The organism is Streptomyces longisporus (assembly GCF_039532765.1).
GTDB classification, from domain to species: domain Bacteria; phylum Actinomycetota; class Actinomycetes; order Streptomycetales; family Streptomycetaceae; genus Streptomyces; species Streptomyces longisporus.
The window spans coordinates 153,550-171,119 of sequence record NZ_BAAASG010000012.1; the positions used below are offsets into that span (position 1 = coordinate 153,550).

General features: G+C 67.7%; 16 protein-coding genes and 1 tRNA gene. 8 read left to right on the forward strand and 9 right to left on the reverse strand.

The window, feature by feature from the left end; all coding sequences use genetic code 11:
- Positions 1-3 precede the first annotated feature (3 nt).
- The 4 genes from ABD355_RS26375 to ABD355_RS26390 all read right to left on the reverse strand — a co-directional run bounded on the left by ABD355_RS26375 (position 4) and on the right by ABD355_RS26390 (position 3,207).
- On the reverse strand, positions 4-333 hold the full coding sequence (locus ABD355_RS26375; RefSeq protein WP_115907038.1) for a rhodanese-like domain-containing protein: 330 nt from the start codon (positions 331-333) through the stop codon (positions 4-6).
- Between the two features lie 74 nt (positions 334-407).
- Entirely contained in the window at positions 408-1,250 is an 843-nt protein-coding gene (locus tag ABD355_RS26380) for a J domain-containing protein (protein WP_344403151.1), read from the reverse strand.
- A 232-nt stretch (positions 1,251-1,482) separates the two neighbouring features.
- A complete protein-coding gene (locus ABD355_RS26385; protein WP_344403463.1) occupies positions 1,483-2,895 on the reverse strand; it encodes a DUF2252 domain-containing protein in 1,413 nt (470 codons plus the stop codon).
- Positions 2,896-3,120: 225 nt separating this feature from the next.
- A tRNA-Leu gene (locus tag ABD355_RS26390) sits at positions 3,121-3,207 on the reverse strand.
- A 550-nt stretch (positions 3,208-3,757) separates the two neighbouring features.
- Here ABD355_RS26390 and ABD355_RS26395 point away from each other — a divergent pair.
- From ABD355_RS26395 to ABD355_RS26425, 7 genes are all read left to right on the forward strand, one after another.
- Entirely contained in the window at positions 3,758-4,621 is an 864-nt protein-coding gene (locus ABD355_RS26395) for an FHA domain-containing protein (RefSeq protein WP_344403152.1), read from the forward strand.
- 10 nt (positions 4,622-4,631) lie between these two features.
- A complete protein-coding gene (locus ABD355_RS26400) occupies positions 4,632-5,147 on the forward strand; it encodes an FHA domain-containing protein FhaB/FipA (protein ID WP_266957641.1) in 516 nt (171 codons plus the stop codon).
- 98 nt (positions 5,148-5,245) lie between these two features.
- Entirely contained in the window at positions 5,246-6,802 is a 1,557-nt protein-coding gene (locus ABD355_RS26405) for a Stp1/IreP family PP2C-type Ser/Thr phosphatase (protein WP_344403465.1), read from the forward strand.
- Between the two features lie 27 nt (positions 6,803-6,829).
- On the forward strand, positions 6,830-8,269 hold the full coding sequence (locus tag ABD355_RS26410; protein WP_344403154.1) for an FtsW/RodA/SpoVE family cell cycle protein: 1,440 nt from the start codon (positions 6,830-6,832) through the stop codon (positions 8,267-8,269).
- On the forward strand, positions 8,266-9,756 hold the full coding sequence (locus tag ABD355_RS26415) for a penicillin-binding transpeptidase domain-containing protein (RefSeq protein WP_344403155.1): 1,491 nt from the start codon (positions 8,266-8,268) through the stop codon (positions 9,754-9,756). The genes ABD355_RS26410 and ABD355_RS26415 overlap by 4 nt, the downstream gene beginning before the upstream one ends.
- Before the next feature lie 168 nt (positions 9,757-9,924).
- The gene (gene pknB, locus ABD355_RS26420) at positions 9,925-11,910 is read left to right on the forward strand and encodes a Stk1 family PASTA domain-containing Ser/Thr kinase (RefSeq protein ID WP_344403157.1); all 1,986 of its coding nucleotides are present in this window, start codon (positions 9,925-9,927) and stop codon (positions 11,908-11,910) included.
- Between the two features lie 391 nt (positions 11,911-12,301).
- Positions 12,302-12,763: a hypothetical protein gene (locus tag ABD355_RS26425; RefSeq protein ID WP_344403158.1), complete on the forward strand. Its 462-nt coding sequence runs from the start codon at positions 12,302-12,304 to the stop codon at positions 12,761-12,763.
- A gap of 364 nt (positions 12,764-13,127) precedes the next feature.
- Here ABD355_RS26425 and ABD355_RS26430 read toward each other — a convergent pair whose 3' ends face one another.
- Positions 13,128-13,532 (reverse strand): DUF397 domain-containing protein, encoded by a 405-nt coding sequence (locus ABD355_RS26430; RefSeq protein ID WP_344403159.1) that lies wholly within the window; start codon positions 13,530-13,532, stop codon positions 13,128-13,130.
- Positions 13,533-13,666: 134 nt separating this feature from the next.
- Between ABD355_RS26430 and ABD355_RS26435 the strand changes: the two genes are divergently transcribed.
- Positions 13,667-14,668, forward strand: a complete 1,002-nt coding sequence (locus ABD355_RS26435) for a restriction endonuclease (protein WP_344403161.1) — start codon at positions 13,667-13,669, stop codon at positions 14,666-14,668.
- Between the two features lie 97 nt (positions 14,669-14,765).
- Here ABD355_RS26435 and ABD355_RS26440 read toward each other — a convergent pair whose 3' ends face one another.
- Genes ABD355_RS26440 through ABD355_RS26455 form a run of 4 tightly spaced genes read right to left on the reverse strand, consistent with a single transcriptional unit; the run spans position 14,766 to position 17,565 of the window.
- Positions 14,766-15,524 (reverse strand): class E sortase, encoded by a 759-nt coding sequence (locus ABD355_RS26440; protein WP_344403162.1) that lies wholly within the window; start codon positions 15,522-15,524, stop codon positions 14,766-14,768.
- Positions 15,525-15,530: 6 nt separating this feature from the next.
- On the reverse strand, positions 15,531-16,745 hold the full coding sequence (locus ABD355_RS26445) for a class E sortase (protein WP_344403163.1): 1,215 nt from the start codon (positions 16,743-16,745) through the stop codon (positions 15,531-15,533).
- The gene (locus tag ABD355_RS26450; protein ID WP_344403164.1) at positions 16,742-17,380 is read right to left on the reverse strand and encodes an aminodeoxychorismate/anthranilate synthase component II; all 639 of its coding nucleotides are present in this window, start codon (positions 17,378-17,380) and stop codon (positions 16,742-16,744) included. The genes ABD355_RS26445 and ABD355_RS26450 overlap by 4 nt, the downstream gene beginning before the upstream one ends.
- Positions 17,377-17,565, reverse strand: a complete 189-nt coding sequence (locus tag ABD355_RS26455; protein WP_344403466.1) for a hypothetical protein — start codon at positions 17,563-17,565, stop codon at positions 17,377-17,379. Before ABD355_RS26455 ends, ABD355_RS26450 begins: the two co-directional genes overlap by 4 nt.
- Between the last annotated feature and the right edge of the window lie 5 nt (positions 17,566-17,570).

The following is a 17,570-nucleotide window of genomic DNA, read 5'->3' on the forward strand; positions in this document are numbered from 1 at the left end:
GAGCTACAGCACGAACCCGGGCTGCCCCTCGTCCGTCACGACCGGGCGGCCCGCGGCCGCCCACACCTGCATGCCGCCGTCGACGTTCACGGCGTCGATGCCCTGCTGCACGAGGTACATCGCGACCTGCGCCGAGCGACCGCCGGAACGGCAGATCACGTTGACGCGGCCGTCCTGCGGCGCGGCCTCGGTCAGCTCGCCGTAACGCGCGACGAAATCACTGATGGGGATGTGCAGTGCCCCTTCGGCGTGACCCGCCTGCCACTCGTCGTCCTCGCGGACGTCCAGCAGGAAGTCGCCGTCCTTGAGGTCCGAGACCTCGACCGTGGGCACACCAGCTCCGAAATGCATGCCCAAGACGCTACCCGACGCGGCCCGGCGCGGAACCGGCCGCCCGAGCGGCAGGGCTACCCCAGCAGCTCGGCCAGCTCCGCCTCGCGCCGGGAGACATCCGCCAGGAGCTTCTCGGCGATCTCCTCCAGCAGACGGTCCGGATCGTCCGGCGCCAGCCGGAGCATCGCGCCGATCGCGCTCTCCTCCAGTTCCTTGGCGACCAGGGCGAGCAGTTCCTTGCGCTGGGCGAGCCATTCGAGGCGGGCGTAGAGCTCCTCGGCGCGGCTCGGACCGCGCTCCTGCGGTGCCGGGCCCTTGGCCCACTCCTCGGCCAGCTCCCGCAGCAGGGTCTCCTCACCACGGGCGTAGGCGGCGTTGACCCGGGTGATGAACTCCTCGCGCCGGGCCCGCTCGGTGTCGTCCTGGGCCAGGTCCGGGTGGGCCTTGCGGGCCAGTTCGCGGTAGAGCTTGCGGGCCTCGTCGCTGGGGCGCACCCGCTGCGGAGGCCGCACAGGCTGGTCCGTGAGCATCGCCACGGCCTCCGGGAAGAGCCCCTCCCCGTCCATCCAGCCGTGGAACAGCTCCTCGACGCCGGGCATCGGCAGCACCCGGGCCCGCGCCTCGTCCGCCTTGCGACGGTCCTCGGGATCGCCGGTGCGGGCGGCCCGGGCCTCGGCGATCTCCGCGTCCAGCTCGTCCAGGCGGGCGTACATCGGGCCGAGCTTCTGGTGGTGCAGCCGGGAGAAGTTCTCGACCTCCACGCGGAAGGTCTCGACAGCGATCTCGTACTCGATCAGCGCCTGCTCGGCGGCCCGCACGGCCCGCTCCAGCCGCTCCTCGGGACGCGGCGCACCGTCCTCGGGCGTCGCCTGCGCCTCGCCGGCGACACCACCCTGCTCAGCTTCCGGGCTCGTCACCCGCCCAGCGTAGGCCACCCCGGCCCGCCTCTCCGACCCACCGACATGAGCGCCGGAGCCCCACTCCCCGATGCCCACCGGCCCCGACGTCACCGGCGTCCCCGGCCGGCACCTGATCTCAGGAGTGCGCACCTGCTGCGGGACCGCTCACCGGAGAGGCGCAGGCGGTGCAGGGGCCCCAGTCGATGTACGGCGCCCCGCGCTCCTCACCCGCCCCCTGCGAGAACTCCCCTCACACCCCCATCTCCGCCGCAACCCTCCCCGCCCGCACCGCAGCCACCAGATCGGCGTGGTCGGCCTCCGTGCGGTCGGCGTAGGCGACGGCGAAGTCGGCGATCGCCTCGTCCAGTTCCTCGCTCTTGCCGCAGTACCCGGCGACCAGGCGCGGGTCGGCGCTGTGGGAATGGGCGCGGGCCAGGAGGGCGCCGGTCATGCGGCCGTAGTCGTCTATCTGGTCGGCGGCCAGCGCCGCCGGATCGACGCTGCCCTTGCGGTTGCGGAACTGCCGTACCTGGAAGGGCCGCCCCTCCACCGAGGTCCAGCCCAGCAGGATGTCGCTGACCACCTGCATGCGCTTCTGCCCGAGAACCACCCGGCGGCCCTCGTGCTCCACCTGCGGCGCATCGAAGCCCGCCGTCACCAGGTGCGGCACCAGCGCCGAGGGGCGGGCCTCCTTCACCTGGAGGACGAGCGGCTCCCCCCGGTGGTCGAGGAGCAGCACCACGTACGACCGGGTGCCTACGCTGCCCGTGCCGACGACCCGGAAGGCGACGTCGTGCACCGCATGGCGGGCCAGCAGCGGGAGCCGGTCCTCGGAGAGCGTCGTCACATACTGCTCGAGTGCGGCGGCCACCGCCGCGGCCTCCGCGTCCGGAACCCGCCGCAGCACCGGCAGCGCCTCGACGAAGCGCCGCCCGCCGTCCTCGGCCTGTTCCGTCGACTTCGCCGCGAAACGCCCGCTCGTGTTGGCCCGTGCCTTCTCTGACACGCGCTCCAGCGTGCCGAGCAGGTCATGGGCGTCGGTGTGGGAGACGAGTTCCTCGTCCGCGATGGCGTTCCACGCGTCCAGCACCGGCAGCTTGGCGAGCAGCCGCATGGTGCGGCGGTAGGCGCCGGTCGCGTCGTAGGCCGCCTTGCGGCACTGGTCCTCGTCGGCGCCGGCCTCCCGGCCCGCGAGCACGAGGGAGGCGGCGAGCCGCTTGAGGTCCCACTCCCAGGGGCCGTGGACGGTCTCGTCGAAGTCGTTGAGGTCGATGACCAGGTCACCGCGCGCATCGCCGTACAGGCCGAAGTTCGCGGCATGCGCATCCCCGCAGATCTGTGCGCGGACCCGGGTCATGGGGGTGCGCGCCAGGTCGTACGCCATGAGGCCGGCGGAGCCGCGCAGGAAGGCGAAGGGCGTGGCCGCCATCCGGCCCGCGCGTATCGGGGTGAGCTCGGGGATCCGGCCGCGGTGGGACTCCTCGACCGCGTCGGCCGCGTGCGGACGCGAGCCGTCGAGGTCGAGCGCGGAGTGCGCACTGCGCGGCACCCGCTTGCGCAGCGCCTTGCCCTCGTCCTTGGGCGATCCCTGGGCGGGCCACTCGGCGAAGCCCCGCACCCGCGGAAGCCGCCGCACACCCGACCCCGCCGCTGCCTCTCCGATTCCGGTCACGCCAACCGCCTCCCCCGCACGCCCATGAACATCAACTCGTGCCGACCGTACAGCCGGTGGACGGGACGCGTCAGACCCTGTGGACAACTCCGCACCTGTGGAAAACGCCGCCGGGACCGGACCTTGCGGGCCATGTGATTGTCCTCACCGGGTAACGCGCCTCACACCGCCTGGAACAACGCAAAAGCCCCAGGTCAAAGACCTGGGGCTTTTGGCTGGTGCGCGAGGGGGGAGTTGAACCCCCACGCCCTTGCGGGCACTGGAACCTGAATCCAGCGCGTCTGCCTATTCCGCCACCCGCGCATTGGGTGTGTCCTCCGGCTCCGGCCCTTTGGGCTGGCGCCTTCCGACACGCAGAACATTAGCACGCTGGCCGGGGTGGGTTCACATCCCTTATCCCTGGGCAGCCGCCCACCAGCGCGGACGTGCCGTCCGGCCGTCGACCGGCCGCCCCGTGTTCGTCCCGCCACGTGACCGTGAACCACCGGCACACCGACGACCCGCCCGCGAAGCCCTCCGCTCCGTATCAACACGTACCGGTTCACGTATCAACCTCGTACCGGTCCTGCCCGTCTCCCCTGGAGCCGGGCAGGGTCCACAGCCAGGTGCGGGACACTGGTCTGCGGCCGCCTCTACGATCCTGGGCAGAAGGAGAGCGTGGGAGTAGTTCGAAGGGCAGCTTCGGAGGGAACCTCCGGAGGGAACTTCGTCCAGCGTCGACACCCGTCGACCGGGCCGACAGGGGGAACCAGCTGATTCACCCGCGCGTGGATACGATCAGTAAGCAGTACCAGGCAAGGCAGCGCCCGCCAGCCGGGACACTGGACGGAAGCGACATCGGAGGAGGTGCCTCATGGGAGTCCTGAAGAAGTTCGAGCAGCGTCTCGAAGGTCTGGTCAACGGCACCTTTGCCAAGGTGTTCAAGTCCGAGGTCCAGCCCGTGGAGATCGCCGGAGCGCTCCAGCGTGAGTGCGACAACAACGCGACCATCTGGAACCGCGACCGCACGGTCGTCCCCAACGACTTCATCGTGGAACTGAGCACGCCGGACTTCGAGCGGCTCAGCCCCTACTCCGGCCAGCTCGGCGACGAGCTCGCCGGCATGGTGCGCGACTACGCCAAGCAGCAGCGCTACACGTTCATGGGACCCATCAAGGTCCACCTGGAGAAGGCGGACGACCTCGACACCGGCCTGTACCGGGTGCGCAGCCGTACGCTCGCCTCCTCCAGCAGCCAGCAGGCTCCCGGATCCGCCGCTCCGCCGGCCGGGACCGCGGGCCGCCCCGGCGGTGGGTACGGCTACCCGCCGGCCGCCGCACCCGCGGGCGCCCCTCCGATGCCCGCCGCGCCGCCGCCCGGCGCGCGGCCCGGCGCAGCGCCCTACGGCCAGCGTCCCGGCGCGGGCGGCCCGGTCGGCGCACCGCAGCCCGGCTCACGCACCCGCCACTGGATCGAGATCAACGGCACCCGCCATCAGATCTCCCGCCCGACGCTGGTGCTGGGCCGCAGCACCGAAGCCGACGTGCGGATCGACGACCCCGGTGTATCCCGCCGGCACTGCGAGATCCGGACCGGAACGCCCTCGACGATCCAGGATCTCGGGTCCACCAACGGCATCGTGGTGGACGGGCAGCACACCACCCGCGCTACGCTCCGCGACGGCTCGCGGATCGTCGTGGGCAGCACCACCATCATTTACCGGCAAGCCGAAGGGTGAAGCGGGGGCAATGTCAGAGCTGACCCTCACGGTCATGCGGCTGGGTTTCCTGGCCGTACTGTGGCTGTTCGTGATCGTGGCCGTGCAGGTCATCCGCAGCGACCTGTTCGGTACGCGCGTCACCCAGCGCGGCTCCAGGCGCGAGGCCGCACGGCCCCAGCAGGCCGCCCGACAGCAGGCCGCGCCCCCGCCCCAGCGTCAGCAGGCCGGCGGCGGCCGCCAGCGCCGCAACGCCCCCACCAAGCTCGTCGTCTCCGAGGGCACCCTCACCGGCACGACCGTCGCGCTCCAGGGCCAGACCATCACCCTGGGCCGGGCGCACGACAGCACGATCGTGCTGGACGACGACTACGCCTCCAGCCGCCATGCCAGGATCTACCCGGACCGCGACGGCCAGTGGATCGTCGAGGACCTGGGCTCCACCAACGGCACATACCTCGACCGGAGCCGGCTGACGACCCCCACGCCGATTCCGCTGGGCGCGCCGATCCGCATCGGCAAGACAGTCATCGAACTGCGGAAGTAGTGCTACGTCATGAATGAGCGCGAGCGGAGCGAGCACGCAGCGGCGGCCCCCACCACGGGCACCGGCGCGCTCCCGACCGGAGGGTGGGCACCGTGCGGATGTACCCGGAGCCGACGGGCGAGGTGCGCATGAGTCTGTCACTGCGCTTTGCCGCCGGATCGCACAAAGGCATGATCCGCGAGGGCAACGAGGACTCCGGATACGCCGGTCCGCGCCTGCTCGCGATCGCCGACGGCATGGGCGGCGCCGCCGCCGGCGAGGTCGCCTCCTCCGAGGCCATCTCCACCATCGTCGCCCTCGACGACGACGTGCCGGGCTCCGACATCCTCACCTCCCTCGGCACCGCCGTACAGCGCGCCAACGACCAGCTGCGCTCCATGGTCGAGGAGGACCCCCAGCTCGAGGGCATGGGCACCACGCTCACCGCCCTGCTGTGGACCGGCCAGCGCCTCGGCCTCGTCCACGTCGGCGACTCCCGCGCCTATCTGCTGCGCGACGGCGTCCTCACCCAGATCACCCAGGACCACACCTGGGTACAGCGCCTCGTCGACGAGGGCCGCATCACCGAGGAAGAGGCCACCACCCACCCCCAACGCTCCCTGCTGATGCGGGCGTTGGGCAGCGGCGAGCACGTCGAGCCGGACCTGTCCATCCGTGAGGTCCGCGCCGGCGACCGCTACCTGATCTGCTCCGACGGCCTGTCCGGCGTCGTCTCCCACCAGACGCTCGAGGACACCCTCGCCAGCTACCAGGGCCCGCAGGAGACCGTGCAGGAGCTGATCCAGCTCGCGCTGCGCGGCGGCGGCCCCGACAACATCACCGTCATCGTCGCCGACGTACTGGACCTGGACACCGGTGACACCCTCGCCGGGCAGCTCTCCGACACCCCGGTCGTGGTCGGCGCGGTCGCCGAGAACCAGAACCACCTGCACGACCCCGGCTTCATGGAGACCCCGGCCGGTCGCGCCTCCGGCCTCGGCCGCCAGGGCCACGGACACGGCGGGGGCGGCGAGTTCGGCCCGCCCGGCTCCGGCGACACCACCGGCTACATCCCCGCGGGCAGCTTCGGCGACTACACCGACGACGACTTCGTCAAACCCCGCGCGGGCCGCAAGTGGGCGAAGAGATCCTTCTACATCGTGCTCGCCCTCGCCGTCGTCGGCGGCGGACTCTACGGCGGCTGGCGCTGGACCCAGACCCAGTACTACGTCGGCACCAAGGACGAGCACGTCGCGCTGTACCGGGGCATCAGCCAGGACCTGGCGTGGGTCTCCCTCTCCAAGGTGGAGAAGGACCACCCCGAGATCGAACTCAAGTACCTGCCTCCGTACCAGCAGAAGCAGGTCAAGTCCACGATCGCCGAAGGCAGCCTGACCGGCGCCCAGTCGAAGATCAACGAGCTTTCCGTGCAGGCCTCCGCATGCAAGAAGGAGTCCGAGCGTCAGGCGGCCGAGAGCAAGAACAACTCGAAGACCGGCACGGGCCAGGCGGGCGGCACCACGGGAACCAGCAAGACCTCCCTCACGTCCAAGGCATCACCGAGCCCCTCGACCTCACCGACCCCGTCCACATCAGCGACCGCACCCACACCCAGCCCCGGCCCCACTCTCTCGGAGGATGAGCAGAAGGTCGTCTCGCTGTGCGGTAAGCAGTAGGCAAGCCGTGAGAGGCCCTGTCACACGATGAGCAGTACTACCAACACACCGACGCACCATACGTCCACGATCGGCGCGATCGGCGCACCGAGCCGGCGCAACACCGAGCTCGCGCTCCTGCTGTTCGCCGTCGTCATCCCGGTCTTCGCCTACGCCAACGTGGGCCTCGCCATCAACGACAAGGTGCCGGCCGGGCTGCTGAGCTACGGCCTCGGACTCGGCCTGCTCGCGGGCGTCGGCCACCTCGCCGTACGGAAATTCGCCCCGTACGCCGACCCGCTGCTGCTGCCCCTGGCCACGCTGCTCAACGGACTCGGGCTCGTCGTCATCTGGCGCCTCGACCAGTCCAAGCTGCTGCAGTCCATCAAGCAGGCCGGCAGTGCGGCGCCCCGCCAGCTGCTGTACACGGCAATGGGCATCGGGCTGTTCATCGTGGTGCTGATCTTCCTCAAGGACCACCGCGTCCTGCAGCGCTACACCTACATCTCCATGGTCGGTGCGCTGGTCCTGCTGCTGCTCCCGCTGGTCCCGGGCCTGGGCGCCAACATCTACGGCGCCAAGATCTGGATCTCGGTCGCCGGATTCTCCATCCAGCCCGGTGAGTTCGCGAAGATCGTGCTGGCGATCTTCTTCGCCGGCTACCTGATGGTGAAGAGGGACGCCCTCGCGCTCGCCAGCCGCCGCGTCATGGGCCTGTACCTGCCGCGCGGCCGCGACCTCGGCCCGATCCTCGCCGTCTGGGCGATGTCGATCCTCATCCTGGTCTTCGAGACCGACCTCGGTACGTCACTGCTGTTCTTCGGAATGTTCGTCATCATGCTGTACGTCGCCACCGAGCGGACCAGCTGGATCGTCTTCGGTCTGCTGATGTCCGCGGCCGGTGCCGTCGGCGTGGCGAGCATCGAACCGCACGTGAAGATGCGCGTCCAGGCCTGGCTCGACCCCATGAAGGAATACACGCTCAGCCAGCAGGGCGTGGGCGGCCACTCCGAGCAGTCGATGCAGGCGCTGTGGGCGTTCGGCTCCGGCGGCACCCTCGGCACCGGCCTCGGCCAGGGCCACTCCGACCTGATCCGGTTCGCCGCCAACTCCGATTTCATCCTCGCCACCTTCGGCGAGGAGCTGGGCCTGGCCGGCATCATGGCGTTCCTGCTGCTCTACGGCCTGATCGTGGAGCGCGGCGTGCGCACCGCGCTCGCCGCCCGCGACCCGTTCGGCAAGCTGCTCGCCATCGGCCTGTCCGGTGCCTTCGCGCTCCAGGTGTTCGTCGTCGCCGGCGGCGTCATGGGCCTGATCCCGCTGACCGGTATGACGATGCCGTTCGTGGCGTACGGCGGTTCCTCCGTCATCGCCAACTGGGCGCTGATCGGCATCCTCATCCGCATCAGCGACACCGCCCGCCGCCCGGCGCCCGCGCCCGCCGGCAACCCCGACGCCGAGATGACCCAGGTGGTCCGCCCGTCATGAACAAGCCCCTGCGCCGGATCGCGATCTTCTGCGGCCTCCTGGTCCTCGCACTGCTCGTCCGCGACAACTGGCTCCAGTACGTCAAGGCCGACAGCCTCAGGACCGACCCGAAGAACCGTCGCGTCACCATCGCCCGCTACTCCACCCCGCGCGGCGACATCATCGTCGACGGCGACCCGATCACCGGCTCCGCCAAGACCAGCAAGAGCGGGCTCAACGACCTCGAGTACAAACGCACCTACAAGGACGGAGCGATGTGGTCGCCCGTCACCGGGTACGCCTCGCAGGCCTTCGGTGCCAGCCAGCTGGAGTCCATCGACGACGGCATCCTCACCGGCACCGACGACCGGCTCTTCTTCCGCAACACCCTCGACATGATCACGGGCAAGCAGAAGGCGGGCGGCAACGTCGTCACCACCCTCAACGCCGCCGCGCAGAAGGCCGCCTACAACGGGCTGAAGTCCCAGGGCGGCAAGGGCGCGGCCGTCGCGCTCGACCCGTCCACCGGGAAGATCCTGGCGCTGGCGTCCTACCCGTCGTACGACCCTTCGTCGTTCGCCGGGAACTCCACGTCGACGGACTCCAAGAACTGGACCGCGCTCCAGAAGAAGAACAACCCCTCGGACCCGATGCTCAACCGGGCGCTGCGCGAGACCTACCCGCCGGGCTCCACCTTCAAGGTGGTCACGGCCGCGGCCGCGCTGGAGAACGGCCTGTACAACTCCGCCGACCAGGCCACCGACTCGCCGCTGCCGTACATCATGAAGGGCACGACGACCGAGTTGAAGAACGAGGGCAACATCCCCTGCAAGAACGCCACGATGCGGGTCGCCCTGAAGGTGTCCTGCAACACGGTGTTCGGCAAGATCGGCGCCGACCTCGGCAACGCCAAGATGCTCGCCGAGGCGAAGAAGTTCGGCTTCGACTCCGAGCAGTTCACGCCGGTCCGCTCCAGCGCCTCGGTCTTCTCCGACAACATGAACTCCTCGCAGACCGCGCTGTCCTCGATCGGCCAGTTCAACACTGCGGCCACCCCGCTGCAGATGGCCATGGTCGCCTCCGCGGTCGCCAACAACGGCAAGCTGATGAAGCCGTACATGGTCGACAAGCTGCAGTCGTCCAACCTCGACACCATCGCGCAGACCGACCCGCAGGAGCTCAGCCAGCCCCTGTCGGCGAAGAACGCGCAGATCCTGCAGTCGATGATGGAGACGGTCGTCAAGGACGGCACCGGCCAGAAGGCCCAGATCGGCGGCGGTGTCACCGTCGGCGGCAAGACCGGCACCGCCCAGCACGGCGTCGAGAACAGCGCGAACCCGTACGCCTGGTTCATCTCCTACGCCAAGCTCCCCGACGGCAGCTCGCCGGTCGCCGTGGCCGTGGTCATCGAGGACGAGAACGCCAACCGTGACGACATCTCCGGCGGCGGCCTCGCCGCCCCGATCGCGAAGAGCGTGATGGAGGCGGTCATCAACTCCAAGAAGTGACCCCGCTCACGTCCCCTTCACATCGGTGCACGTTGCGATACCGGTCCTGTATCGGGTGACGCACTTAGCCAGGTCACACAAAGCTAGCCGGGTACGGTAGGCCCGGACGGCAGCCTCCGACCGCACACACGTGTGAGTCGGGACCGACGGAGAGGGCTGGTAGGAGCTATGGAAGAGCCGCGTCGCCTCGGCGGCCGGTACGAACTGGGCCAGGTGCTCGGTCGTGGTGGCATGGCGGAGGTCTACCTCGCGCATGACACCCGCCTCGGGCGCCAGGTGGCGGTGAAGACACTGCGCGCGGACCTCGCACGCGACCCTTCCTTCCAGGCCCGGTTCCGCCGGGAGGCCCAGTCGGCCGCCTCGCTCAACCATCCCGCGATCGTCGCGGTCTACGACACGGGCGAGGACTACATCGACGGGGTCTCGATCCCGTACATCGTGATGGAGTACGTGGACGGCTCCACGCTCCGCGAACTCCTCCACTCCGGCCGCAAGCTCCTGCCCGAACGCGCGATGGAAATGACCATCGGCATCCTCCAGGGCCTGGAGTACGCCCACCGCAGCGGCATCGTCCACCGCGACATCAAGCCGGCCAACGTCATGCTCACGCGCAACGGCCAGGTCAAGGTCATGGACTTCGGCATCGCCCGCGCCATGGGCGATTCCGGCATGACCATGACGCAGACGGCCGCCGTCATCGGCACCGCGCAGTACCTCTCACCGGAGCAGGCCAAGGGCGAGCAGGTCGACGCCCGCTCCGACCTGTACTCGACCGGCTGCCTCCTCTACGAGCTCCTGACGGTACGCCCGCCCTTCGTCGGCGACTCCCCGGTCGCCGTCGCATACCAGCACGTACGCGAGGAAGCCCAGCCGCCCTCCGTATTCGACCCCGAGATCACGCCCGAAATGGACGCCATCGTCCTCAGGGCCCTGGTCAAGGACCCGAACTACCGCTACCAGTCCGCCGACGAGATGCGCGCCGACATCGAGGCCTGCCTCGACGGCCAGCCCGTCGCGGCCACGGCGGCCATGGGCTCCGTCGGCTACGGCGGCTACCCCGACGACCAGCCCACCACGGCCCTGCGCGCCACGGACGCCGGCGCCACGTCGATGCTGCCCCCGATGAACCCGGACGACGGCGGCTACGGCTACGACGACCGCTCCCGCCGCCGCCAGAAGAAGTCCAACACCTCCACGATCCTGCTGGTCGTGGCGGGCATCCTCGTCCTGGTGGGCGCGATCCTGATCGGCAAGTACGCGTTCAGCGGGAACGGGGGCGTCGGCAACGACAAGGTGGACGTACCCAACCTCGTCGGCCTGAGCCAGAGCGACGCCGGGAACCAGCTGAACAACATCGGCCTGAAGGTCGGCACGGTCAAGAAACAGCCCTGCGAGGACCAGAGCAAGGGCAATGTCTGCTCGCAGGACCCGGGCAAGGGCACCAGCCTCAAGAAGGGCGAGGCGGTCAACCTGGTGGTGTCGACGGGCGCTCCGAAGGTGGCCGTGCCGAATGTCATCGGCAAGACCCTCGACGAGGCCAATCAGATCCTGGGGGACGACAAATACAAGTTCGTCGTCAAGACGAAGACACAGGAGTCCTCGCAACCTGCCAACACAGTCCTGGACCAGGACCCGACGCTCGGCAAGGAAGTGGAGAAGGGCTCCACCATCACCCTCACCATCGCCAAGGCACCCGAGACCGTCGCTGTGCCCAATGTCGCCGGTCAGAGCTGCGACGACGCCAAGTCCGCCCTGCAGGCCGTCGGCCTCACCGGCAACTGCGTCAACACGCCCACCAACGACGACAACCAGGTCAACAAGGTCATCTCGACCAACCCGGGTATCGGCACCCAGGTCAAGAAGAACACCGCCGTGCAGATCAGCATCGGCCAGAAGCAGAACAACCAGGTCCAGGTGCCGAACATCCAGGGCCAGAAGCTGAAGGACGTCAAGAACGCCCTGAAGCAGGCGGGCCTCCAGGTCGGCAACATCAACGGCTCCCAGGACGACAACGCCATCGTGATCAACTCGGACCCGACCCCGGGCAGCACGGTCAACCAGGGCACACCGGTCAACCTGCAGACCCTCGGCGGCAACGGCAACAACGGCGGGAACGACGGCGGCACCAACTTCTTCGGCGGTACGACCGGCTGACCCCACCGTACGGATAACTAATACAGCAGCCTGGCATGACGGAGCTCTTGTGCCCTTTGAAAACAGGGCACAAGAGCTCCGTCATAGGTATCAGCTTGAAAATGCGCGACCCAGAATCGGCAACTTTTTTGTGGGCGCAGGTACGGCGGCAGCTTGCAATGGTAGTCGTCATCACGGATGACAGTGATCATCATTTCTAATTCAGCCAAGGCGCTCAGACGCTGAGCGCGTCAGGACAGGGAACAGCGGCACCCCTACATTTACCCTTCACGGCTTCGCCCCCCCAACGGCGAAAGAGCCTCAGGCGTTGCAGGCGCCACCCTCTTCGCATAATCAGCGCCTCTTTGAAAGAACTCCAAACTTGAGAGCCAACCGTCAAGATGATATGGTCATGTCAAACTTAGCAACCTGGGAGGATACGATGCGGAAAATATGCAAGGGCGTTGGCGTGGCTGCGGCAGCATTGACTCTCGCGGTCACCCTTCCCGCCTCAGCGGAAGCTGACACCCTCCAGCCCAGCTGCAGCACTACCGGGGCTAATGGCACCGTAACAGTCCCCGGCTTCAGCCATAAAGCCACGTATATCGTCGTCGCACTGGACCTATACGACTCACTCGCCGACGGACACCACGTGCGAATCAGGCTCATCACCAAGGATGCGAATAAGAACTACACGTACTGGCCATGGCACGCCGACTATGACGGGAAGGGGTCTTCTAAAGAGTGGAACACTTCCGCCAAGGACAGTAATGGCTTCATTAATGTCGCTGCTCAGGTCGCCCGTTTTGACGGCGACAACCTGCTAAATTCCTGTACTGCCTGGGCTTTGGGCCAGACCCCGCTCCACCGGTAGGCGCGCTGCGGACGCGTACCAGTTGACAGTTCGCCCGACGGGCTTCATCAGGTCGAGGTCGGCGAGTGTTTGAGTTGTGTCGTCATCCACAGGCCAACCCCATGTAGGCATGGGTGTGATGGCTGGACCGGCCAGCCTCCGCAGATGCAAAAGATCCCGGGAACAGGCCGCAGGGAAGAGTGCTTTCGTCGGCCATGATCCTTTATCTGCAGTGCAGACCCAGGGTGAATCACACCACGACGGCTTAGAGCGCCACTTTGCTGCACATTCTCAAGCAGCCAGGAAAAAATCTGGTCGCATCGCGCAGAGAGTCATACATCTGAACCACCTCACATCGTCGATCCCTTATACGGTCGACGACCGTTCACCGGAGGTGGCCGATGAAGGCGTTCCAAGCCTCGTGACTGAAGGCGCGCGCTGGACCGGCCGGGCGCTTGCTGTCACGTATGGGGACTATGAGGGCAGGGTCGTCCGCCACTTCGACGCACTCGTTGTTTCCGCCGCTGTACGTGCTGCTCCTGAACGTGCACGAGGTGAAAGCCTGATGGCGGCCCCTCGGTTGAATCGGGAAGACCGCCACAACGGCACGAGCAACAGGCGGCACCAACGTCTTTGGCAGCGGCACCGGAACCTCGTCCCGCATGAAGGACTGACGCCTCTCACCACGAAGGGATCCCCGGCCACCACCGTGAACGGTGGCCGGGCATCCCTTCTTAAATGCCTCAACGACATCGACGCACATCAGTACGCCCATCGATCGTGTCTTCATATGGGACGACTCGTTGATCGGGTGGGACGGAATATCGAAAATTCTGCCCCGTCCGCACGGCCACCCCACAAACGGAAGGGCAGAACGTGATCAACGAATCGGCGCTGCTGGAATCGAAGTCTCTGCGGGACAGCGTGCTGGAGCGCACGGACGTACTCGACAGAGTCAAGGCGCTGTCGCTGCTGCCGGACGGGATGCATGTGACTACGGCGACGGTCGCGGCGTACTTCGGCGTGTCCGTCGAGGCAATCCGGCAGCTCAAAGCACGGCATCACGAGGAGCTGTCGGTCAACGGAATGGTGACGCTCAAGGGCCCCGACCTCGCAGAATTTAAGCGTGACGTCTTGTCACGCTGTCCGGGAAATTATCCACAGCCTCGATCAAGCCTCACTCTCTACTCACGCCGCGCCGTCCTCAACATCGCCATGCTCCTCCGCGACAGTGACGTCGCCCGCCAGGTCCGCGCGTACCTCCTCGACATGGAGTACCTGGCACGTACGCAACCTGTCGAAGCGCCCGCCGCCCCAGACGCCGTTTCCCTCGACGACCGCATCGACCAACGCATCACCCACATCCTCGGCAAGACGGTCGTACCGATGTTCAACGCCCTGATCGAGACCTCGGGCGAGCACCGCAAGGAGCTGATCGCGCTGCGGGCCGGAGTCCAGCGCATCGAACAGCGGCTCCACCAGCACCACCAACGACTGAAGAGGCTCGAGGGAGTTCGCGACGACCGGCCGAGCATCGGAGTCATGGCCGCCATGGACGCCATGAACGGCCGCACGTTTGAAGGCCACATGGCCAAATTGCTGAGGCGCGACGGATGCACCGACATCGTCGTAGTGGGCGGTCATGGAGACCGAGGTGTCGACATCATCGGGCGCACCGCCGACGGCCGTCGCCTCGTCGCTCAATGCAAGAGGTTCGCGCCCTACCTCAAGATCACCAGCTCCGACATCCAGAAGTTCATCGGGTCGGCGAAGGTTCTCCACAGCGCGGAAGTGGCGCTGTTCGTAGCGACATGCCCCTTCACTCCGGACGCCCTACAGCTCGCCGCCGAGACCGGGGTCATCGCCGTACACCGCGGGATGCTGGAGGAGTGGGCCGCCGGTGAGCCGTTGAAGATCCTGGAGTAGGCATGGCCTGACGCAAAGAGGCCCGAAGCCGCAAGAGATAGTTGCGGCTTCGGGCCTCGACCATGCTAGTGGGACTGAGTTGCTGCAAGTAACGCAGTCACCGCAGTTCCTCCGGCGGCGTCCTCTTGCTGTCCACCTTGTCCACCCGCACCAGCTCCCCCCACACCACATACCGGTACCGGCTGGTGTACACCGGCGTGCAGGTCGTCAGCGTGATGTAGTGGCCCGCCTTCTTCTTCCCCGACTCCTTCGGGATCTGCGAGATGACCTTGACGTTGTACTTCGAGGTCTCGTCGAGGATGTCGTAGACCTTGTAGATGTACCACTTGTCCCGGGTCTCGAAGACGATCGGGTCGCCGACCTTCAGCTTGTCGATGTTGTGGAACTTCGCGCCGTGACCGTCCCGGTGCGCGGCCAGCGTGAAGTTGCCCTTCTTGCCACTGGTCGGCAGCGTCGCCTTGACCGGGTCCGTGTAGTAGCCGGCCACGCCCTCGTTGAGGACCTCCGTCGACGTGCCCTTCTCGACCAGGACCTCGCCGTTCTTCATGGCGGGAACATGCAGGAAGCCGATGCCGTTCTTGGTGTCCAGCGCGCCGGGACCCGTGGACCGGCCCTCGTGGGCCCACGTGTCGCGGACCTTCTCGCCCTGCTTGTCCGCCGCCCGGTCGGCTATGACGTTCGTCCACCAGAGCGAGTAGAGGACGAACAGGCCCAGCACCAGGCCCGCCGTGATGAGGAGTTCACCGAAGACGCTCACCACCGCCGCGATACGGCCCGTGCCGCGGCGGCGGGCCGGTGGCGCCGCGGGCGCGTCCGTGTCCTCTTGAGTGTCGTCGGTGGTCGCTGCCACGTTCATCTGCCCCTACTCGACGAGCGCATCCGGCTTGCCCTTGCTGCGCGGCCGTTCCTCGACCATCTTGCCCCAGACGATCAACCGGTACTTGCTGGTGAACTCCGGAGTACAGGTCGTCAGCGTGATGTACCGGCCGGGCTTGGTGAAACCCGACTGCGGCGGCACGGGGCTGATCACGCTCGTATTGCTCGGTGACGTCACCGGCAGCGTCGACGTCACCTTGTAGACGAAGTACTCGTCCTGCGTCTCGACGACGACCTCGTCGCCCTTCTTCAGCTTGTTGATGTACCGGAAAGGCTCGCCGTGCGTATTGCGGTGACCCGCGAGCGCGAAGTTGCCGGTCTTCGCGTCGGGCATCGCCGTCTTCAGCCTGCCCTCGCTGTAGTGGCCGACCATGCCCTTGTCCAGCACCTGCTTGTTGCTGACGCCCTGGGCGATCGGCACGACCACGTCCAGCTCGGGAATGTGGAGGATCGCGAAACCCTGGCCCGGCTCGAACTCGCCCGGCGCACGCTTGCCGCTCGCCCAGTCGTTCTGCAGGGTGCTGGTCTCCTTGTCCGCCGCCTCATGCGCCCGCACGTTCGTCCACCACAACTGGTAGGTGACGAACAGCAGCATCAGCACGCCGGTGGTGATGAACACCTCACCGATCGCCCGGCTCGCGACGACACCCGGACTCGGCTTGCGTGCACGGGCCTGCCGGCGTGCCTCCACCCGCGAAAGCGGAGCCTTGGAAGCGTCGGCCGACACCTCCTCGGCGTCTTCCGCCGCCTCCGAAGTCGTACGAGCGCCCCCATGACGCCCATGACGGCCCTTGGCGGCCTTCCTCCGGGCCGCTCGGCCGCCCGGAGTGGTTCCAGTGGCAGGCGTGGCTGTTGGGGCGCCAGAGGGCGATATGGAACCGCCCGACGGCGGCTCCGGTATCCGCAGGGCCACCGTCTCCTCGTCCACGGCCGGCAGATACGGCTCCGGCTCCTCCACCAGCGGCGCTACGTACGGCTCCTCCACAGGCGCCGCATACCCCCCGTGCCGCCCCTGCTGCCCCGCCGCCTCGCCGTTCCACTCATCGAAGGCACCGGAGGTCTCGAATCCACCGGAAGCCTCGAACGAACCCGACGCCTCGAACGAACCCGACGCCTCGTACCCCCCAAACGAGGCGTACCCCTCGTACGGCTCCTGCCCGTACGAGGAGGCGGACTCACGCTCGGGGCGCAGCGCGGTCACGCCGTGGCCCTGCCCACCACCGGGGCGAGCCCCGCCGACCTCGCCACGGCACCCTGGTCGCCGCACTCCACCAGCCAATTGGCCAGCATCCGGTGACCGTGCTCCGTCAGGACCGACTCCGGGTGGAACTGCACGCCCTCGACCGGGAGTTCACGGTGCCTGAGCCCCATGATGATCCCGTCGTGCGTCCGCGCGGTCACCTCCAGCTCGCCCGGCACCGTCTCCGGCTCCGCGGCCAGCGAGTGGTAGCGCGTCGCCGTGAACGGCGAGGGCAGCCCGGCGAAGACGCCCCTGCCCTCGTGCTCGACCAGCGAGGTCTTGCCGTGCAGCAACTCGGGCGCACGGTCCACCACACCGCCGTACGCCACCTGCATCGACTGCATCCCCAGGCAGACACCGAACACCGGGACACCGGTCGCCGCACAGTGCCGCACCATCTCGATGCAGACGCCCGCCTCCTCCGGCGTCCCCGGACCCGGCGACAGCAGCACACCGTCGAAACCGTCCTGGGCATGCGCCGTCGACACCTCGTCGTTGCGCAGCACCTCGCACTCGGCACCCAGCTGGTACAGGTACTGCACCAGGTTGAAGACGAAGCTGTCGTAGTTGTCGACGACGAGAATCCGCGCACTCACTGGTTGTCCACCGTCACATCGTTGAAGGGCAGCAGCGGTTCGGCCCACGGGAAGACGTACTGGAACAGGACATAGACCACGACCAGGACCAGCAGGAGTGAGATCAGCGCCTTCACCCACGCGTTGCCCGGCAGATGCCGCCAGATCCAGCCGTACATGCCGTCCCTTCCGTTCCACCACGGCATCAGAC

Excerpts from the sequence above, each read along its gene's own strand:
- ABD355_RS26395 (WP_344403152.1), top strand. The coding sequence starts at position 3,758 with ATGGGAGTCCTGAAGAAGTTCGAGCAGCGTCTCGAAGGTCTGGTCAAC.
- ABD355_RS26400 (WP_266957641.1), top strand. The coding sequence starts at position 4,632 with ATGTCAGAGCTGACCCTCACGGTCATGCGGCTGGGTTTCCTGGCCGTA.
- ABD355_RS26405 (WP_344403465.1), top strand. The coding sequence starts at position 5,246 with ATGTACCCGGAGCCGACGGGCGAGGTGCGCATGAGTCTGTCACTGCGC.
- ABD355_RS26410 (WP_344403154.1), top strand. The coding sequence starts at position 6,830 with ATGAGCAGTACTACCAACACACCGACGCACCATACGTCCACGATCGGC.
- ABD355_RS26415 (WP_344403155.1), top strand. The coding sequence starts at position 8,266 with ATGAACAAGCCCCTGCGCCGGATCGCGATCTTCTGCGGCCTCCTGGTC.
- pknB (WP_344403157.1), top strand. The coding sequence starts at position 9,925 with ATGGAAGAGCCGCGTCGCCTCGGCGGCCGGTACGAACTGGGCCAGGTG.
- ABD355_RS26425 (WP_344403158.1), top strand. The coding sequence starts at position 12,302 with ATGTCAAACTTAGCAACCTGGGAGGATACGATGCGGAAAATATGCAAG.
- ABD355_RS26430 (WP_344403159.1), bottom strand. The coding sequence starts at position 13,532 with ATGAAGACACGATCGATGGGCGTACTGATGTGCGTCGATGTCGTTGAG.
- ABD355_RS26440 (WP_344403162.1), bottom strand. The coding sequence starts at position 15,524 with ATGAACGTGGCAGCGACCACCGACGACACTCAAGAGGACACGGACGCG.
- ABD355_RS26455 (WP_344403466.1), bottom strand. The coding sequence starts at position 17,565 with ATGCCGTGGTGGAACGGAAGGGACGGCATGTACGGCTGGATCTGGCGG.